This window comes from Pseudomonas sp. GM80 (assembly GCF_000282515.1).
Lineage (GTDB): Bacteria > Pseudomonadota > Gammaproteobacteria > Pseudomonadales > Pseudomonadaceae > Aquipseudomonas.
Genome location: NZ_AKJD01000091.1, coordinates 1 through 16,345, shown reverse-complemented (window position 1 = coordinate 16,345; position 16,345 = coordinate 1). Strand labels below are relative to the sequence as shown.

Sequence of the window (16,345 nt, the reverse complement as noted above, 5' to 3'; positions counted from 1 at the left end):
CGAAGTGGACAGTGCCAGCAGGTTAGCACCAACCTCTGTGGTGGGGCGGATTGTGGCGAGGGAGCTTGCTCCTGCGGGATCGCCAAGCGACCCCGGGATCGGTTAATGATGTGTGTCAGGCACGGCGAGTTACGGGTTTTGCGACGACTTTGTCGCCGATCGGGGATAAATCCCCTCGCCACAAGGGTTGTCGTCATGCCTTTATTTACGCGCCTCGAGGATCAGGTTGAAGGGTGTTTGAGTGGCTCGGCGGAAGTGTTTGAACCCGGCTTCAGTGAAGACTTTGCGCAGGCGCATTTCCCCCGCCTGCGCGCCGAGTCCGAGGCCGACTTCCTGGGACAGCGAGTTTGGCGTGCAGATAAACGTTGACGCCGCATAGAACAGTCGACCGACCGGATTGATGTTGTCGTCCAGCGTGTCGTTGGCGAAAGGCTCGACCAGCAGCACCGTGCCGTCGTCTTTCAGCGAATCGTAGGCATGCCGCGCAGCACCGACCGGGTCGCCCATGTCGTGCAGGCAGTCGAAGTAGCAGATCAGGTCATAGTCATCGCCCGGATAGCTTTTGGCTGTGCCCTGGAAAAATTTCGCCCGACTGCTGACGCCGCCTTCTTCCGCACGTTGGGTCGCCACGGTGATCGACGGCGCGTGGTAGTCGAAACCGACGAAACGCGAGTTGGGAAACGCCTGGGCCATGATCACCGTCGAGGCGCCATGACCGCAGCCGACGTCGGCAACTTTGGCGCCGTCTTCGAGTTTGGCGACAACGCCGTCCAGCGCCGGCAACCATTCGGCGATCAGGTGGCCTTTGTAGCCGGGGCGAAAGAACCGTTCGGTGCCGGTGAACATGCACGGATGGTGGTCGCCCCAGGGCAGGGCGCCGTTGCCGCGCATGGCTTTGACCAGTTTGTCCTTGTCATGGAAAAACGACGCCACCACGCCGAGCCCGCCGGCGACGTACACCGGCGAATCCTCCACAGCCAGCGCCAGCGCCTGTTCTTCCGGCAGGCGAAACTGGCCGTCGTGGTGTTCCATGTAGCCGGACGCCGCATGGGCGCTGAGCCATTCACGCACCAGGCGTGGGTTGCAGGTGGTTTTTGCAGCGAGGGCTTCGGGGCTGATCGGTTGGCTGTCGGCCATCGCCCGGTACAGCCCGAGTTCTTCGCCGACGATGACATTGGCCAGCATCGCCGCGCCGCCCATGTCATTGACCAGTTTGCCCATGAAGTCGTTGAGTCGGGCCTCGTCCATTGTGTGTGCTCCTGAAACAGGATCACAGTCCGGCGGCGTTGAGGGTCGAGGCATGCGCCACCGGGCGGTGGTCGGGGATACGGGCAGGACGTACGCTGCGCCCTGCGGCCCCCTCGACTGGGTCATGAATGAGTCTAGCCCGACTGCGCCCCGTCACAACCCCCTTGTAGGAGCTGCGGCACGCTGCGCCTACAGGGGAATGTGTCGGGTTCAGAGGTTGCGCACCATCAGCCATTGTTCGTTGTCCCAGGCGCGAAACCGCTCCAGAACCTGCCAGCCACGCTTGGCGTAGTAGTCCTGCTTGTTCTGAGTGTGCAGGTACAGACGCGCGATCCCACGATCTTTCGCCTCCCGACAAATCCCCTCAATCAGTCGCTCCGCCAAACCCTGGCCGCGCGCTTCGGGGTCGACGAACACGCAGGCCAGCCACGGCCCCAGATCGGGCCGATGCGCCAAGTCATCGCGGGCCAGCGCGGCGCCTCCGACCAACTGTTCACCGTCCATGGCAATCAGGCACGACCAATCGCCGTTGCTTTGCCCTTCGGCAAATTCGCGCTGCCATTCGGCTAACGGTTGGTGGGCGTATTCGTAGTGAAATTGTCGGTGAATCCATTGGGAATAGTGGTCGCTGTGGTGCAAGTGATGAGCCAGCCAATCGAGGTGCAGTGACATCAGGTGAGTCCGTTGCAGAGGCGAGCGTGCATCAGAAACCAATCCGTCGGCACTGGCAATCCCGGAGGTGTTGCAGCGCCTTTACAAATTCTCGCCACTCATCGGCAAAGCCGCGGTTTTACAGGGTTGCCGGACGATTGACAGGGACGCCGGCACGACTCGGCGCGATAGTGGCCGAGCAGGGTCATGAACAGCCCTGTGACCCATAACAAGAACGCAGCGGAGCTCGACTTCATGAGTACCCCGATTGATCTGACTGCCTTGAAGGAACGCCAGAAAGTCGCCTGGGCCAGTGGTGACTACGCCGTGATCGGCACCACCTTGCAAATCGTCGGCGAAAACCTCGCCGAAGCCTGTGACCTGCGTTGCGATGAGCAGGTGCTGGACGTCGCCGCCGGCAACGGCAATGCGACGCTGGCGGCGGCGCGGCGCGGGTGTCTGGTCACATCGACCGATTACGTCGCGGCGCTGTTGGAACGCGGACAGGACCGAGCGCGGGCCGAGCATCTGGACGTGACGTTTCAAGTCGCCGACGCCGAGGCGCTGCCGTTCGCAGATGACAGTTATGACGCGGTGCTCTCGACCTTCGGCGTGATGTTCGCACCGGATCAGGACAAGGCTGCCGCTGAGTTGGGCAGGGTCTGTCGTCGAGGAGGGCGGATCGGATTGGCGAACTGGACGCCGGAAGGCTTCGTCGGGCAGATGTTCAAAATCCTCGGCCGCCATCTGCCGCCACCCGCGGGAGCGCAGCCACCGTCGAACTGGGGCTCGGACGCGTGGCTGCACAAGCACTTCGATGATCGCGAATTTCTGGTGCGGGTCAGCCGGCGGGAATTCAACTTCCGTTATCGCTCGGCGGCGCACTTCATCGACATCTTCCGCCATTGGTACGGGCCGGTGCACAAAGCGTTCGCAGCGTTGCCGCCGGAGAGCGGGCAGGCACTGGAAAGTGATCTGGCGGAGTTGCTCAATCGCTCGAACCGGGCGGGGGAGGGTTCGCTGGTGGTACCGAGCGAATACCTGGAAGTCGTCATCAACAAACGTTGAAGCCGCTCCCCGGATCAATGAAATCCCTGTGGGAGCTGGCTTGCCAGCGATGACGGACATTCAGTCGACTTATTTGCCGACGGGTGTACCGCCATCGCTGGCAAGCCAGCTCCCACAGGTTTTGTATTGAGTTCGAGGGGCTTATTTCAGATGCGGCCGATCAAACCACTCCAGTGCCGTGCGCCAGATGCAGATGCCCAGAAAGTACGCCGACATCAATAACCACAAGCCCATCACCAGCGGGTTGATCACCGGGTGATTGAGCACCAGCGACAAGCTGCACAGCAGCCAGATCGCCGTCACCGCAATATTGATCGGCATGAATCGGCGCACGCGGAACGGGTGCAGGAACTTCATCTGCGTGACCGTCAACAGCGCCAGGCCGATCACCGTCAGGAAGGTAATCCATGGTCCCGGGCCGATGATGTACAGGCACAGCGCAACCACATTCCACGCCGCCGGAAAGCCGACAAAGTAATTGTCCTTGCTCTTCATATTGACGTTGCAGAAACAGAACAGCGACGACACCAGAATCAGCGACACCGTCAGCAGCAGGGTGTAGTCAGGCAATGGAATGTAGCGATAGATAAACAGCGCCGGAATGAACACATAGGTCAGGTAATCGATCACCAGATCGAGGATCGAACCGTCGAAGCTCGGCAGCACCGATTGCACATTGACCTTGCGCGCCAGCGCACCATCGAGGCCGTCGACGATCAGCGCCACGCCCAGCCACATCAGGCAGTGGGTCGGTTGGTTTTCCAGCAGGGCGAGGGTGGCCAGGAAAGCTGTGACCACGCCAGTCGCGGTAAAACCATGGGCGCCCCATGCTTTGAGCCTGGCGATGTGTACGGTCGATATCACGGGGGCGTTCTCCAGAAAGTGAAGCAAGCCGGTTATCACCCTTGGGCAAAGGGCGCCGGCAAACCGGGTCGGGGTTGCAGCTATCGACCGGTCTGGCCGGGATAAGGTTCACCACCCTTGAATCTTAGCTGGCGGCTGGAAAAAATCCCGGGCCAAACCCGCCCAGGCCTTGAGTGTCGGCCAAACGGTGCTGGCGCTATGGCCGCAGAGGTCTAGAGTTGCCTGACGCAGTCACTGCCAATGCCTGAGGATGACGTCATGAACACCAGCGATTTGCTCGAACAACTGCTGCGAGGCCAGGCCTCGGCTGGACAACAAGGTAGCGCCTCGGCCGGCGGAGGGCTGGGCGGGCTCGGCGGTTTGCTCGGTGGCCTGCTCGGCGGCGGTTCCGGTGCTGCCAGTGGCGCGGGCTCTGCTGGTGGGCTTGGCGGCCTGGGTGGTTTGCTCGGTGGGTTGCTTGGCGGCGGGGCCGGCGGTGGCCTGGGCGGCGCATTGGGTGGGGCGTTGGGCGGTGGTGGCGGTGCGGGCGGTACGCAAAGCCGTTCCGGCGGCAGCAATTACGCGGCACTCGCGTCGCTGGGAATGATGGCCTATCAGGCGTATCAAGCCTGGCAACGCAGCCAGGCCAGCGCGGCGCCGCAACAGATCCCGCAAACCGCCAATCTGCTTGCAGGCCCCGAGGTGGAAGAACACAGCCATGCGGTGCTGCGCGCGCTGATCGCGGCAGCCAAGGCTGACGGGCGGATTGATAAATCGGAAAAACACCTGATCAGCAGCGAAATCGGCAAACACACCGATGATCCGCAGTTGCAGCAATGGCTTGACGCCGAAGTGGCGAAACCGTTGGACCCCAATGAAGTTGCCCAGTCGGCGCAAGGTGATCCGGCGGTTGCCGCTGAAATGTATCTGGCCAGCGTGATGCTGGTGGATGACCAGCAGGACGCCGAACGCAGTTATCTCGATGAACTGGCGGCGGCGTTGCAGATTGATCCGGATTTGCAAGTGCACCTGGAGCAGCAGGCCAAAGGTCAGGCCTGAAGCAACGTCAAAAGATCGCAGCCCACAACGGATAATCTCCCAAGCGCCGAACCAACCCCGCGCGCAGAGGGTTCATCACGATATACCGTGCTGTCGCCTGAAGATTCTCATCGCGCCGTAAAGCCCGATCGTGATACCCGCGCTGCCATAACCGCCCATTGCTGCTGCGGCAGAGATTGATCGAACGACAACTGCGAGATTTGACTCGACACATCAGCTCTGCCAAAGAACCTCGCTTCAGCTCAACCAACCAATGCAAGTGATCGGGCATCAACACAAAGGCCAGCGACCGCACCATTCCTGATTCTTCTGCCAAGCGCAATTGCTCAACTAACAACCGCCCCAATCTCCAATCAGCGAAAACCGCCACCCGCTGGTCTACGACAACCGTTAACAAATAAACCTGACCCACCTCCGAATACCGCCCCTTCCTCAAACCACATCCTTTTGCCGCAACAGGCATTCCCTTGCCCTCCAAAAATGATCGTCCCTAAACCCTAGCCATCCCTGGCCCCTGCGCGAATCCAACCCATTGCACGATGTAACCTATTGCACAACCCAACCCCATTGCAGCTCATTGCACGATCTAACCAAATTGCACGATCTGACCCATGTAGGAGCTGCCGAAGGCTGCGATCTTTTGACGTTGTTTTTTAAGATCAAAAGATCGCAGCCTTCGGCAGCTCCTACAGTGAGTTTCAGCAGTTTCAGCAGTTCCAGCAGTTCCAGCAGTTCCGCCAGTTTCTGAGGCTGCGAAAGCGCCGTAGGTCGCCGTCCGTCCGGGCAAATTTCACGTCGATTGAATTTTTCGCAGGCGCACACCCTCTGCTGCTGTAGAGGCGTGTGAAACAGCGCCCTGCCAAAACCGACCGAGAACATTGCCATGACTGTCCTGACACGCCTGCACTCTGCGCCGGCCCAGCCGCAAGCGATCAATCCTGCCGGGAACCTTCGGCAAATATATGAAGCACTACTGCGCGAGGATGATCCTCAGGCCCTCGCGCAAGCGTTCTTGCAGGAACAACTGCAAGACGCTGCGCAACTGACCGACCCGCTGCCGGCTGACCCGACGACGTGGCACGCGTGGGTCGCCGACCATTGCACCGACGTCGGGCGCCAATACGCCGATTACCTGCAACATCGCAAGGCTGGCGGGCCGCGCCAGTTTTTCGCCTGCAAGGCGCAAGCGCTGTACTTTCTGCAAGCCGTGGCGCCGACCAAACTGGTTGACGGCGCCTGGCTCGCCGGCCTGCTACCGCAATGGCAGGATCCACGTTTCAGCGACTTGCTGACCACCTATCTTGAAGAACTCGGCGACGGCAACCCCGCGCAAAACCATGTGGTGATCTACCGCAAACTCCTTGCTGAACATGACTTGCAAGACAGCAGCGCAACGGCTGATGAACACTATCTGCAAGGCGCTTTGCAACTGGCCCTCGGCATCGCCGGTGTCGATTACTTGCCTGAGGTGATCGGCTACAACCTTGGCTACGAACAACTGCCGTTGCACCTGTTGATCAGCAGTTACGAACTCAGTGAACTGGGGATCGATCCGTACTACTTCACCCTGCACGTGACCATCGACAATGCCAGCACCGGCCATGCGCAAAAAGCCGTGCAGGCGGTCCTCGACCTGATGCCGCTGGAGGCCGATCGCGCGGAGTTTCTGCGCCGGGTATCGCTGGGGTATCGGCTCAATGATCTGGGGCAGGGCAGTCGCGCGATCATCGAAGGTTTCGACCTGGAGCAAGCGTTGCTGGCGATGCTTGAGCGCAAGCGCCCATTCGGCCAGCACATGCATTCCGATTACTGCCGCTTCGAAGGGCAGACCGTCAATCAATGGCTGCAAACCCCTGAGCAATTGCCCGGGTTCCTTGAGGCCTTGCAGAACAAAGGCTGGATCAAACGCCATGAAGACCCGCAGGCAAGTCGCTTCTGGCAACTGATCGCGGGCGACGGCGCGGCGATGTTCGGCGTGTTCAATGCTTATGAAAAGCAACTTGTGCACGACTGGATTGCCGGTGACTGGACGTCGTCGGAAAAACCGCGAGCGCCGCGGCGGCACAGTCAGATGGCGGCAGCCATCGAGGTCCCTGAACAGGATCCGGATGTGCAGCAACTCATGGCGGCGCTGCAAGGTCAGGACGCCCTCACGCAGATCGCGACACTCATGCCCTGGCTCGCGCCAGCGCGGCATGCACACCCGGCCGGGTTGCTCGCCACTCGGCGCTTTATCGAACTCAAATCCCGCCTGTCTTAAGGAAGCCGCCAATGACTCAGGAAGAACAACTCGACAGCAACGACTTGGCGTTGCTGCAACTCGGTCGGCGGCTGCAGGCCGACGGTTATCGATTCATCACCCCGACGCCGCTCACGCATCAGCGCGTCAATCAGCGCGACGAAGGTCAAGCGGCCGATTGCCTGCGCGATGTGTTCGGCTGGTCGCGTCCGTTCCAACCGGGATTGTTGTCTGCCGATGAGCAACGGCAACTGCAAGACGCGCAGATCATCGATGCATACGACGGCCATTTGAAAAGCCGGGTGCGTTGGTCGAGTCTCGACGATTTGCCGTTCGTGCATTCATCGTTTCCCACTGACGCGGCGGATGCGGTGTTTTTCGGTCCCGACACCTATCGTTTCGCCCAAGTGATTCACGCTCATCTGCAGCAGAATTTTGCGCCGATCCATCGCGCCGTGGACATTGGCTGTGGTGCTGGCGTCGGCGCCATCGTGATCGGTCGTGCTCGCCGAGAAGCGCAAGTGCTGGCGCTGGACATCAACCCTGCTGCGCTGCGCCTGACTACGATCAACGCCGCGCTGGCCGAAGTGGCCAACGTCGAGGCACGCGCCAGCGATCTGCTGCAAGGTGTCGATGGCGAGTTCGATCTGATCGTCGCCAACCCACCGTACATGGCCGATCCGGCGGGGCGCGCGTATCGCCATGGCGGCGGCACGCTGGGGGCCGGGTTGTCGTTGCGGATTGTCGAGCAGGCACTGAATCGGCTGGCACCCGGTGGCTCGCTGTTGCTCTACACCGGTGTGGCGATGGTCGACGGTCGGGATCCGTTTCTCGACACGGTATTGCCACGCCTGGACGAAAAGCGCTTCGGCTGGACGTATCGTGAACTCGACCCCGATGTCTTCGGCGAGGAATTGCTCAACCCCGGTTACCAGCGGGTTGACCGGATCGCCGTGGTGGCGCTGACCGTGACCCGATTGGGTTGACACAAGGCAGGTGTGTGATGAACAGGAACCTCGACGACTACAACCGCATGCGCGATTTTTCGGCGACGTCGGAACCGGCCGCGACCAAGCGCCGGGGGGGTAAAACCGCCACGGATCACGCCCTGCAGTTCTGCATCCAGAAGCACGACGCTTCGCACCTGCATTACGACTTTCGCCTGGAACTCGATGGCGCGTTGAAGAGCTGGGCGGTGCCGAAGGGGCCGTCGCTCGACCCCAAGGTCAAGCGTCTGGCGGTGCATGTCGAGGATCATCCGCTGGATTACGCGACGTTCGAGGGCAGCATTCCAGAAGGGCATTACGGTGCCGGCGACGTGATCGTCTGGGATCGCGGCGTGTGGATTCCGCTGGAGGACCCGCAAAAGGCCTACGCCAAGGGCAAACTCAAGTTCGAACTGCAAGGCGAAAAACTCGGTGGCATCTGGAATCTGGTGCGCACGCACATGCCGGGGAAAAAGGAGCAGTGGTTTCTGATCAAGCATCAGGACAACGCCGCGCGCCCGCAGGATGATTACGACGTGCTGGTCGCCGAGCCCGACAGTGTGCTCAGCGAACGCACGATCGTCGGCAAACCCAAACTCGCTGCCGAGCAAAGCAAACCGGTCAAGAAACCCGCCGCCAAAGCGCGCAAAAAAGCCACCGGCACGCTGACCGGGGCGCACAAAGCCAAACTGCCCGCGCAGCTCAAGCCCGAGCTGGCGACGCTGGTCGACAGTGCGCCGGAAGGCCAGTGGAGCTACGAAATAAAATTCGACGGCTACCGGATCATGGCGCGGATCGATCATGACCAGGTGCAACTGTTCACCCGCAACGGCCACGACTGGACGCACAAATTGCCGCAACAGGCCGAAGCCCTGGCTGCGCTGGGGCTGGAATCGGCCTGGCTGGACGGCGAAATGGTCGTCGCCAACGAACACGGTGTGCCGGATTTTCAGGCACTGCAAAATGCCTTCGAAGTCGGGCGCAGCGCTAACATCCTCTACTACTTGTTTGATTTGCCGTACCTCAACGGCGTGGATTTGCGCGAAGTGCCGGTCGAGGAGCGGCGAGCTGCGCTGTCGACCATCCTCGGCGCCCAGAAAAATCCACTGTTGCGCTATTCCGAAGCGTTTGACGAAACCCCGGACGCCTTGCTCAACAGCGCCTGCCAGATGCAGATGGAAGGGCTGATCGGCAAGCGTCTCGGCTCGCCCTACGTGTCCCGACGCAGCGGCGACTGGATCAAGCTCAAATGCAAACATCGGCAGGAATTCGTCGTGGTTGGCTACACCGAACCGAAAGGCTCGCGCAGTGCCTTCGGCGCATTGTTGCTCGGCCTGCATGATCGCGACAGCGGCGAATTGCGCTACGCCGGCAAGGTCGGCACCGGGTTCAACGAAGCGACGCTGAAAAGCATTCTTGCGCAACTGAAACCGCTGCAGACAAAGAGCGCGGCCGTGGTCAATCCACCCACGGGATTCGAAGCCAAAGGCGTGCACTGGCTGAAACCGAAACTCTTGGCCGAAGTGGCTTTTGCCGAGATGACCAAGGACGGCTCGGTGCGCCATGCTGTGTTTCATGGTCTGCGCAATGACAAACCGGCCAAGGACATCACCGAGGAGCGAGCGAAGCCCGTGAAGACTTCCGAGAGCAAAACCGCTGCGAAGAAACCGGCGAAAAAAGCGCCTGCGGAAAAAGCTGACACGGCGCCATCGCAACTCGGTCTGGCCAGCGGCAAAGTGCGCATCACCCACCCGGATCGGGTGATCGACGCTGTCAGCGGCACCACCAAGATGCAACTGGCCGAGTATTACGCCAGCGTTGCGCAGTGGATCCTGCCGCAGCTCAAGGATCGCCCGGTCGCCCTGGTGCGTGCGCCGGATGGCATTGCCGGCGAGCTGTTCTTTCAGAAGAACGCCGAGCGCCTGGCGATCCCCGGCATCACCACGCTGGACAAAGACGTCACCGGGCAACCGGTGATGCTTATCAACAATGCTGAAGCGCTGATCGGCGCGGTGCAGATGAGCACAGTCGAACTGCACACCTGGAACGCGACCACCACTGACCTGGACAAGCCTGACCGCTTCGTCCTCGACCTTGACCCGGATCCGGCGTTGCCCTGGAAAAGCATGGTCGAAGCGACGGCCCTGACCTTGACGGTGCTCGATGAACTGGGGCTCAAGGCCTTTCTGAAAACCAGCGGCGGCAAGGGCATTCACTTGGTGGTACCGCTGACGCGCAAGCTGGGCTGGGATGAGGTGAAAGACTTCAGCCACGCGATTGTCAGTCACATGGCCAAGCTGTTGCCGGACCGCTTTTCGGCGGTATCGGGGCCGAAGAATCGCGTCGGAAGAATCTTCATCGATTACCTGCGCAACGGCCTCGGCGCCACCACCATTTGCGCCTACGCAGCGCGCACTCGCGAAGGTCTGCCAGTGTCGGTGCCGTTGTTTCGCGAAGAGGTTGCCGAGATCAAGGGCGGAAATCAGTGGAACATCCACAACGTCCACGAACGCTTGGCCGAAGTGGGCGACGAACCGTGGGCGGATCTGAAGAAAACCCGCCAGAGCATCACCGCCGAGATGCGCAAACGGGTCGGCATGAAGAAGTGATCAGGTGTCGCGCAACAGGTCGTTGGCGTTGAGCAGTTCGAAGGCGATTTCGGGGTTGTTATTCAGGCCACGACGAATCGCGGTGGGGATGGCCTTGCGCGTCTTGCGGCAGAGCCCCGGCAACTCGTCGATCTCTATTTCGATACCGAGCATGGTGCGCACTTCGTGAAAGCCGGGCGCGACCTCGACGCGGATACCCAACTGCTCGAACATGCGCTTTTGCAGATGCTTCAGATCATCGAGATTCTTCAGTTTTTCCAAGCGCGCGAGCAAGACTTTTTCTTCCTCGCGGGTCAGACGCAAGATGCGCAGATCCGCGCCGGGTTGCTCCAGCAACGGATCGCGCCCGCAGATGCAGGCGCCGGGCGGGCAGGGTGAACGCAAGGGTACGGAAGTCGTCATGGCCTCCATCATAGAGGCCGTCGGACAGTTTTGCCTATGCGCCTTCAGCGGCCATCCATCGGCTGCCTGATCCGTGAGCGCTACTGATTCAAACCTTCGTAATGCACCAGAATCGCATTGGCGAGGTCTTCATCGCTGGCGTTCAGGCCAGGGTTGTCCTGGCGAACCTGTTGCAGCACGGATTCAAGATAAACCCCACGAATGGCCCCGCCACTGGCGACAAATGCAGACAAGTCGTCACGGGCCGGAATCACCATTTTGTGATCCTTGAAGGTCGAGTACAGCGACGCGGAGACACCGGCCGAGGTAGCGACATCTCCGGCATCGACTTTGGCCAGAGCGGAGCCAACGGGCAGGCATAGGAGTAAAGAAGAAACGAGCACTAACTTGCGCATGACGGTGTTCCTCCACAAGCGCGAAGCAAAAAGGGAAGGACTACATAATGTGAGAGGGGCTTAGTGGGCGGGAGTTCCATGGCAGGGCAAAGTCTGCGTTTTTGCAAAGCAGACGCAGGCAGCGCCACGGCGGGGCTGCCCGGTCTTTTCCACGGAGAAGCGTCAGATCACCCCGCACGCCATGCGATCACCGCCACCGCCCAGCGGTTTGGGCATGTCGGCGTGGTTGTCGCCACCGGCGTGGATCATCAGCGCGTGCCCCTTGATCTCGGAAATCTTTTTCAGGCGTGGCGCCAGTACGGGATAGTTGGCGCTGCCGTCAGCTGTCACGTAAACCGCCGGCAAGTCGCCGAGATGGCCATCGGCGTAAGGGCCGAGGTGTTTGCCGGTTTTCTGCGGGTCGAAGTGGCCGCCAGCCGCCAGTGCCGCGCCTTTGACACCGTCTTTCATACCCGCCTCGCAACTGCCGTTTTCATGCACATGAAAGCCATGGATGCCGGCCGGCAGGGATTTCAGATCAGGGGTGAACAACAGGCCATACGGCGTTTCACTGACAGTGACCGAGCCGATCGCCTGCGGCGCACCGTCGGCGCTGACCAGATTGATGGCGACTTTTTCCGTCGCTGCCTGCGCGGTGCCGATGGCGAAGGTGCCGAGCAAGCCTAACCATAGAGCGCGTTTCATAAGCGTTTCCTTGTGCATGAGGGTTTTTCAATGACGGACTCAATAGCCGGCCGGCATTAACCGGCGATGAAGGCCTCGGCCGCCTGCGTGCAAAGTGTGACTTGTCACGCAATCGGAAAGTTTTCTGGCATTCAGCCCTCACGCGGACACCTGCTGACACGCACTGGCCCGGCAGACCTGCGCAGATAGGCTTAACTGAAGGTCTGACAAGCGTTTACGGGCGTGACCAAGGAGGAAAACCCGGTGTCGATCAAACTGCGTTTAGTGTTGCTGATTGTTACTAGCCTGCTGACGGCGTTGCTGGTCAGTCTGGTCAGCTATGTCGGCAATCAGCGGATGGCCACGGCAGTCAGCGATAACGCGGTCAGCATGAGCGCGCTGCGCAACCACATGGAAGCCGACATGATGCACGACGCCCTGCGCGCCGATGTCTACTCGGCAATGCTGGTCGGGCTGGGCAAAAGCACCAGCACGGCAGTCGAAGCGCGAGACTCGATCGACGAGCATGCGGGGCATTTCCGTGAAGTGCTGGAGGAGAATCTCAAGCTGCCGATCAAGCCGACGTTGCGCACGGCGTTGGAGCAGATCAAGCCGAGCCTCGACACCTACATCAATGCCGGTGAACAGATTGTCGGTCTGGCGCTGGACAATCCGCAGGCTGCGCAAGAGCAACTTGGCACGTTCAACGGCGCCTTCAGCCAGCTCGAAACGCAGATGGCCGCGTTGAGCGAGTTGATTGAAAGCAATACCCGGCAAACCAGCGAAGCCACTGAAGCTGCCATCCGCAATGCCAACATCGCCCTCGCTGTCGTGTTGCTCGCCGGTTCGCTGCTGCTAATGGTGGAAGGGCGCTGGGTGATTCGCAGCATCACGGGGCCGTTGCAAACCGCCAGCCGCATCGCCGAGAGCATCGCCCACGGTAATCTGAGCGAGCCGATCAACGAGCCAACCGGCAAGGATGAAGCCAGCGCCCTGATTCGCACGCTGGCAACCATGCAGCGGGATTTGCGCAACATGATCGACGTGGTGCGCAGCAATGCCCATGGCGTCAGCGGCATGAGCGAGCAGCTCAGTCACGGTTGCCATCAGGTCGCCGACAGCAGCCAGCAGCAAAGTGTCGCCGCCAGCACCATGGCTGCCGCGGCCAGCCAGATGACCGCGAGCATCGAGGAAATCACCCGCCACGCCGAACGTGCCTTGAGCATGGCCAGCCAGGCCGAAAACCTTGCCAAGGAGGGCGGCGGGGTGATTCATCAAGTGGTCAGTGACATGGATGACATCGCCCGTTCGGCGCAACAGTCGGCACAGGTGATCCGCACGCTGGATCAGGAATCCGAAGGCATCTTCAACATCATTCAGGTGATCAAGAGCATTGCCGACCAGACCAACCTGCTGGCGCTCAATGCCGCGATCGAAGCCGCTCGCGCGGGAGAACAGGGTCGGGGCTTTGCCGTGGTGGCCGACGAAGTGCGCAGTCTGGCAGCGCGCACCAGTGCTTCTACCCAGGAAATCGCCGCGATGGTCGCGCGTATTCAAAGCAGCACGCGCGAGGCAGTCAGCAGCATGGAAGCGGGGGTGGCGCAGGTCGACAAAGGCATGGCGGTGACGGCGGATGTCGAGCGGGCGATCCGCGAAATCCTCGACGCCACGTTGAGCACGACGCAACTGGTCAACGACATCACCCGCACGATTGGCGAGCAGAGTCAGGCCAGTAACGAGATTGCCCACCAGGTGGAAATGATTGCCGGAATGTCGGAGGGCAACAGCCGGGTGATCGGGCAAACGGCGACAACCACCGATGAGTTGTCGAGCCTGGCAGGGCAGCTGGCGCAGTCGGTGGATCGGTTTCGGTTGTGACAGCAGGGCGGTTCTATGGTGTCGGGCCTGACGCCATCGCGGGCAAGCCCGCTCCCACAGTTTCTGCGGTGTAAATACAAACCTGGTAACACCATCAAACTTTGTGGGAGCGGGCTTGCCCGCGATGAGGCCAGACCAGTCACCCTGACGCTATTGATAAAACACACGGTCATGTTCAGCTGCTATCGGCCGATAAGCCCCTGAGCGGAAAAAGACTCTCAAGTCGGGAACAGACGCGCGGGTTTGCCCTGACGTGATATTCTGCGCGCCAACTTGGTTTGACCTAATTCAGTTTGCTTGCCTTCGGGCGGGCTGACGGAATCCCTGTCGCTCAAGTAGCTGAAGCCAATAATGATAAAAAGTCAGTTCAGAAGGGACATTAACTGAGGTCGATGCAGCACGTCGGCCTTGTGTGCCCACCCGTCAAAATTGAAGTGTGCCGGAATCTGCGACGCTAGCCTGAGCGTCATCAAAGCGGATCGCATACAGATAACAGCGGCGGGCGGAAGGCGTTTTATCATAGGTGCAACAGATGTTTAAAAAAGTGAACACAGCCCTGCTGGGTCTGGCTTTGGCGATGGGGATGACATCCGCCAATGCTGACGAAGCAAAGAAAGTCGACGTTCTGCTGATCGGCGGCGGCATCATGAGCACCACCCTGGGTGTGTGGATCAATGAGCTGGAGCCAAGCTGGTCGATGGAAATGGTCGAGCGCCTTGATGGCGTCGCCCTGGAAAGCTCCAACGGCTGGAACAACGCCGGTACCGGTCACTCGGCTCTGGCTGAGCTGAACTACACCCCGGAAGACGACAAAGGCAACGTGACGATCCCGAAAGCCGTCGAGATCAACGAAGCGTTCCAGGTGTCCCGTCAGTTCTGGGCCTGGCAGGTTCAGCAAGGCGTTCTGAAGAACCCTCGCTCGTTCATCAACACCACGCCGCACATGAGCTTCGTGTGGGGTGATGACAACATCAAGTTCCTGAAAAAGCGCTACGAAGCCCTGCAAGCGAGCCCGCTGTTCGCCGGCATGCAGTACTCCGAAGACCCGGCTGTGATCAAGAAGTGGGTTCCGCTGATGATGGAAGGGCGTGACCCGAACCAGAAAATCGCGGCCACCTGGAGCCCGTTGGGTACCGACATGAACTTCGGCGAAATCACCCGCCAGTTCGCTGCCCACCTGCAAACCAAGCCTAACTTCGATCTGAAACTGTCGAGCGAAGTCGAGGACATCACCAAGAATGCCGATGGCACTTGGCGTGTCAGCTACAAAAACCTGAAAGACGGCACTAAAACCGAAACCGACGCCAAGTTCGTGTTCATCGGCGCTGGCGGCGGTGCACTGCACCTGCTGCAGAAGTCGGGCATTCCTGAAGCCAAGGAATACGCTGGCTTCCCGGTAGGCGGCTCGTTCCTGGTGACCGATAACCCGACCATCGCTGAACAGCACTTGGCCAAGGCCTACGGTAAAGCCTCGGTTGGCGCACCGCCGATGTCCGTTCCGCACCTGGACACCCGTGTTCTGGACGGCAAGCGCGTGATCCTGTTTGGCCCATTCGCGACCTTCAGCACCAAGTTCCTCAAGGAAGGTTCGTACCTGGACCTGCTGACCAGCACCACCACCCACAACATCTGGCCTATGACCAAGGTCGGCATCAAGGAATACCCGCTGGTCGAGTACCTGGCTGGCCAACTGATGCTGTCGGATGAAGACCGCATGAACGCGCTGAAGGAATACTTCCCGAACGCCAAAGCCGAAGACTGGCGCCTGTGGCAAGCCGGCCAACGCGTGCAAATCATCAAGCGTGATGAAGCCGCTGGCGGCGTGCTGAAACTGGGCACCGAAATTGTTGCTGCACAAGACGGCTCCATCGCCGGCCTGCTGGGCGCATCGCCAGGCGCGTCGACCGCTGCTCCGATCATGCTGAGCGTGCTGCAGAAAGTCTTCAAAGACAAAGTGGCTAGCCCAGAGTGGCAAACCAAGCTGCATCAGATCGTGCCAAGCTACGGCACTCAGCTGAACAGCGATCCAGCCAAAGTGGCTGCAGAGTGGGCTTACACCGCCAAGATCCTCGAACTGCCGACGCCTCCAGTCATCGGTCAGGTAGCTGCTCCGGCCGCACCTGCTGCTGAAAAAGCTGAAGCACCGAAGGAAAACGCTGCACGTGACATGGCTCTGTAACTAGACCCCTGACACACAAAACCCACTGAACCGGCGACGGTCAGTGGGTTTTTTTATGCGCTGTCCCCCTGTAGGAGCTGCCGAAGGCTGCGATCTTTTGATCTTGTTTTTAAGATCAAAAGATC

At 60.3% G+C, this 16,345-nt stretch carries 15 protein-coding genes and 1 pseudogene; 8 read left to right on the top strand and 8 right to left on the bottom strand.

All coding sequences use genetic code 11. The features are described 5' to 3' along the window. Positions 1-201: 201 nt before the first annotated feature. Together PMI37_RS15530 and PMI37_RS15525 are read right to left on the bottom strand one after the other, a co-directional pair. Positions 202-1,248, bottom strand: coding sequence for a class I SAM-dependent methyltransferase (locus PMI37_RS15530; protein ID WP_008082417.1), 1,047 nt, complete (start codon positions 1,246-1,248; stop codon positions 202-204). A 210-nt stretch (positions 1,249-1,458) separates the two neighbouring features. After that, a complete protein-coding gene (locus PMI37_RS15525) occupies positions 1,459-1,920 on the bottom strand; it encodes a GNAT family N-acetyltransferase (RefSeq protein WP_008082415.1) in 462 nt (153 codons plus the stop codon). A 234-nt stretch (positions 1,921-2,154) separates the two neighbouring features. On the opposite strand from PMI37_RS15525, the gene PMI37_RS15520 reads away from it, so the two are divergent. Next, a complete protein-coding gene (locus PMI37_RS15520) occupies positions 2,155-2,967 on the top strand; it encodes a class I SAM-dependent methyltransferase (RefSeq protein WP_045123160.1) in 813 nt (270 codons plus the stop codon). Positions 2,968-3,108: 141 nt separating this feature from the next. Here the strand turns inward: PMI37_RS15520 and pcsA are convergent, their stop codons facing one another. Further along, positions 3,109-3,831: a phosphatidylcholine synthase gene (gene pcsA / locus PMI37_RS15515; protein WP_008082412.1), complete on the bottom strand. Its 723-nt coding sequence runs from the start codon at positions 3,829-3,831 to the stop codon at positions 3,109-3,111. Positions 3,832-4,089: 258 nt separating this feature from the next. Here pcsA and PMI37_RS15510 point away from each other — a divergent pair, with 258 nt between their 5' ends. After that, positions 4,090-4,869 carry a tellurite resistance TerB family protein gene (locus PMI37_RS15510; protein ID WP_008082410.1) on the top strand — a complete coding sequence of 260 codons (780 nt, stop codon included), beginning with the start codon at positions 4,090-4,092 and terminating at the stop codon, positions 4,867-4,869. A 7-nt stretch (positions 4,870-4,876) separates the two neighbouring features. Here the strand turns inward: PMI37_RS15510 and PMI37_RS15505 are convergent, their stop codons facing one another. Next, positions 4,877-5,332: an REP-associated tyrosine transposase gene (locus PMI37_RS15505; protein ID WP_045123159.1), complete on the bottom strand. Its 456-nt coding sequence runs from the start codon at positions 5,330-5,332 to the stop codon at positions 4,877-4,879. Between the two features lie 83 nt (positions 5,333-5,415). Then, on the bottom strand, positions 5,416-5,754 hold the full coding sequence (locus PMI37_RS15500; protein ID WP_045123158.1) for a hypothetical protein: 339 nt from the start codon (positions 5,752-5,754) through the stop codon (positions 5,416-5,418). On the opposite strand from PMI37_RS15500, the gene PMI37_RS15495 reads away from it, so the two are divergent. Genes PMI37_RS15495 through ligD form a run of 3 tightly spaced genes read left to right on the top strand, consistent with a single transcriptional unit; the run spans position 5,753 to position 10,703 of the window. After that, a complete protein-coding gene (locus PMI37_RS15495) occupies positions 5,753-7,129 on the top strand; it encodes an iron-containing redox enzyme family protein (RefSeq protein WP_008082406.1) in 1,377 nt (458 codons plus the stop codon). The two genes, PMI37_RS15500 and PMI37_RS15495, sit on opposite strands and share 2 nt — an antisense overlap. Positions 7,130-7,140: 11 nt before the next feature. Beyond that, a complete protein-coding gene (locus tag PMI37_RS15490) occupies positions 7,141-8,094 on the top strand; it encodes a methyltransferase (protein ID WP_008082405.1) in 954 nt (317 codons plus the stop codon). A 17-nt stretch (positions 8,095-8,111) separates the two neighbouring features. Further along, the gene (gene ligD / locus PMI37_RS15485; protein WP_008082404.1) at positions 8,112-10,703 is read left to right on the top strand and encodes a DNA ligase D; all 2,592 of its coding nucleotides are present in this window, start codon (positions 8,112-8,114) and stop codon (positions 10,701-10,703) included. Here the strand turns inward: ligD and PMI37_RS15480 are convergent, their stop codons facing one another. The 3 genes from PMI37_RS15480 to sodC form a co-directional block, all read right to left on the bottom strand. Beyond that, positions 10,704-11,105, bottom strand: a complete 402-nt coding sequence (locus PMI37_RS15480) for a hypothetical protein (protein ID WP_177323315.1) — start codon at positions 11,103-11,105, stop codon at positions 10,704-10,706. It abuts the gene before it with no gap. An 80-nt stretch (positions 11,106-11,185) separates the two neighbouring features. After that, positions 11,186-11,500 carry a DUF2388 domain-containing protein gene (locus PMI37_RS15475; protein ID WP_008082402.1) on the bottom strand — a complete coding sequence of 105 codons (315 nt, stop codon included), beginning with the start codon at positions 11,498-11,500 and terminating at the stop codon, positions 11,186-11,188. Between the two features lie 162 nt (positions 11,501-11,662). After that, complete coding sequence (gene sodC / locus PMI37_RS15470; protein WP_008082401.1) at positions 11,663-12,184, bottom strand: superoxide dismutase family protein; 522 nt, start codon at positions 12,182-12,184, stop codon at positions 11,663-11,665. Between the two features lie 222 nt (positions 12,185-12,406). Here sodC and PMI37_RS32530 point away from each other — a divergent pair. From PMI37_RS32530 to mqo, 3 genes and pseudogenes are all read left to right on the top strand, one after another. Further along, a pseudogene (locus tag PMI37_RS32530) lies at positions 12,407-13,183 on the top strand (MCP four helix bundle domain-containing protein); the annotation flags it as partial. Beyond that, on the top strand, positions 13,178-14,041 hold the full coding sequence (locus tag PMI37_RS32525; protein WP_440096247.1) for a methyl-accepting chemotaxis protein: 864 nt from the start codon (positions 13,178-13,180) through the stop codon (positions 14,039-14,041). The pseudogene PMI37_RS32530 and the gene PMI37_RS32525, both read left to right, overlap by 6 nt. A gap of 532 nt (positions 14,042-14,573) precedes the next feature. Then, the gene (mqo, locus tag PMI37_RS15460; RefSeq protein ID WP_008082399.1) at positions 14,574-16,220 is read left to right on the top strand and encodes a malate dehydrogenase (quinone); all 1,647 of its coding nucleotides are present in this window, start codon (positions 14,574-14,576) and stop codon (positions 16,218-16,220) included. Positions 16,221-16,345: the final 125 nt, after the last annotated feature.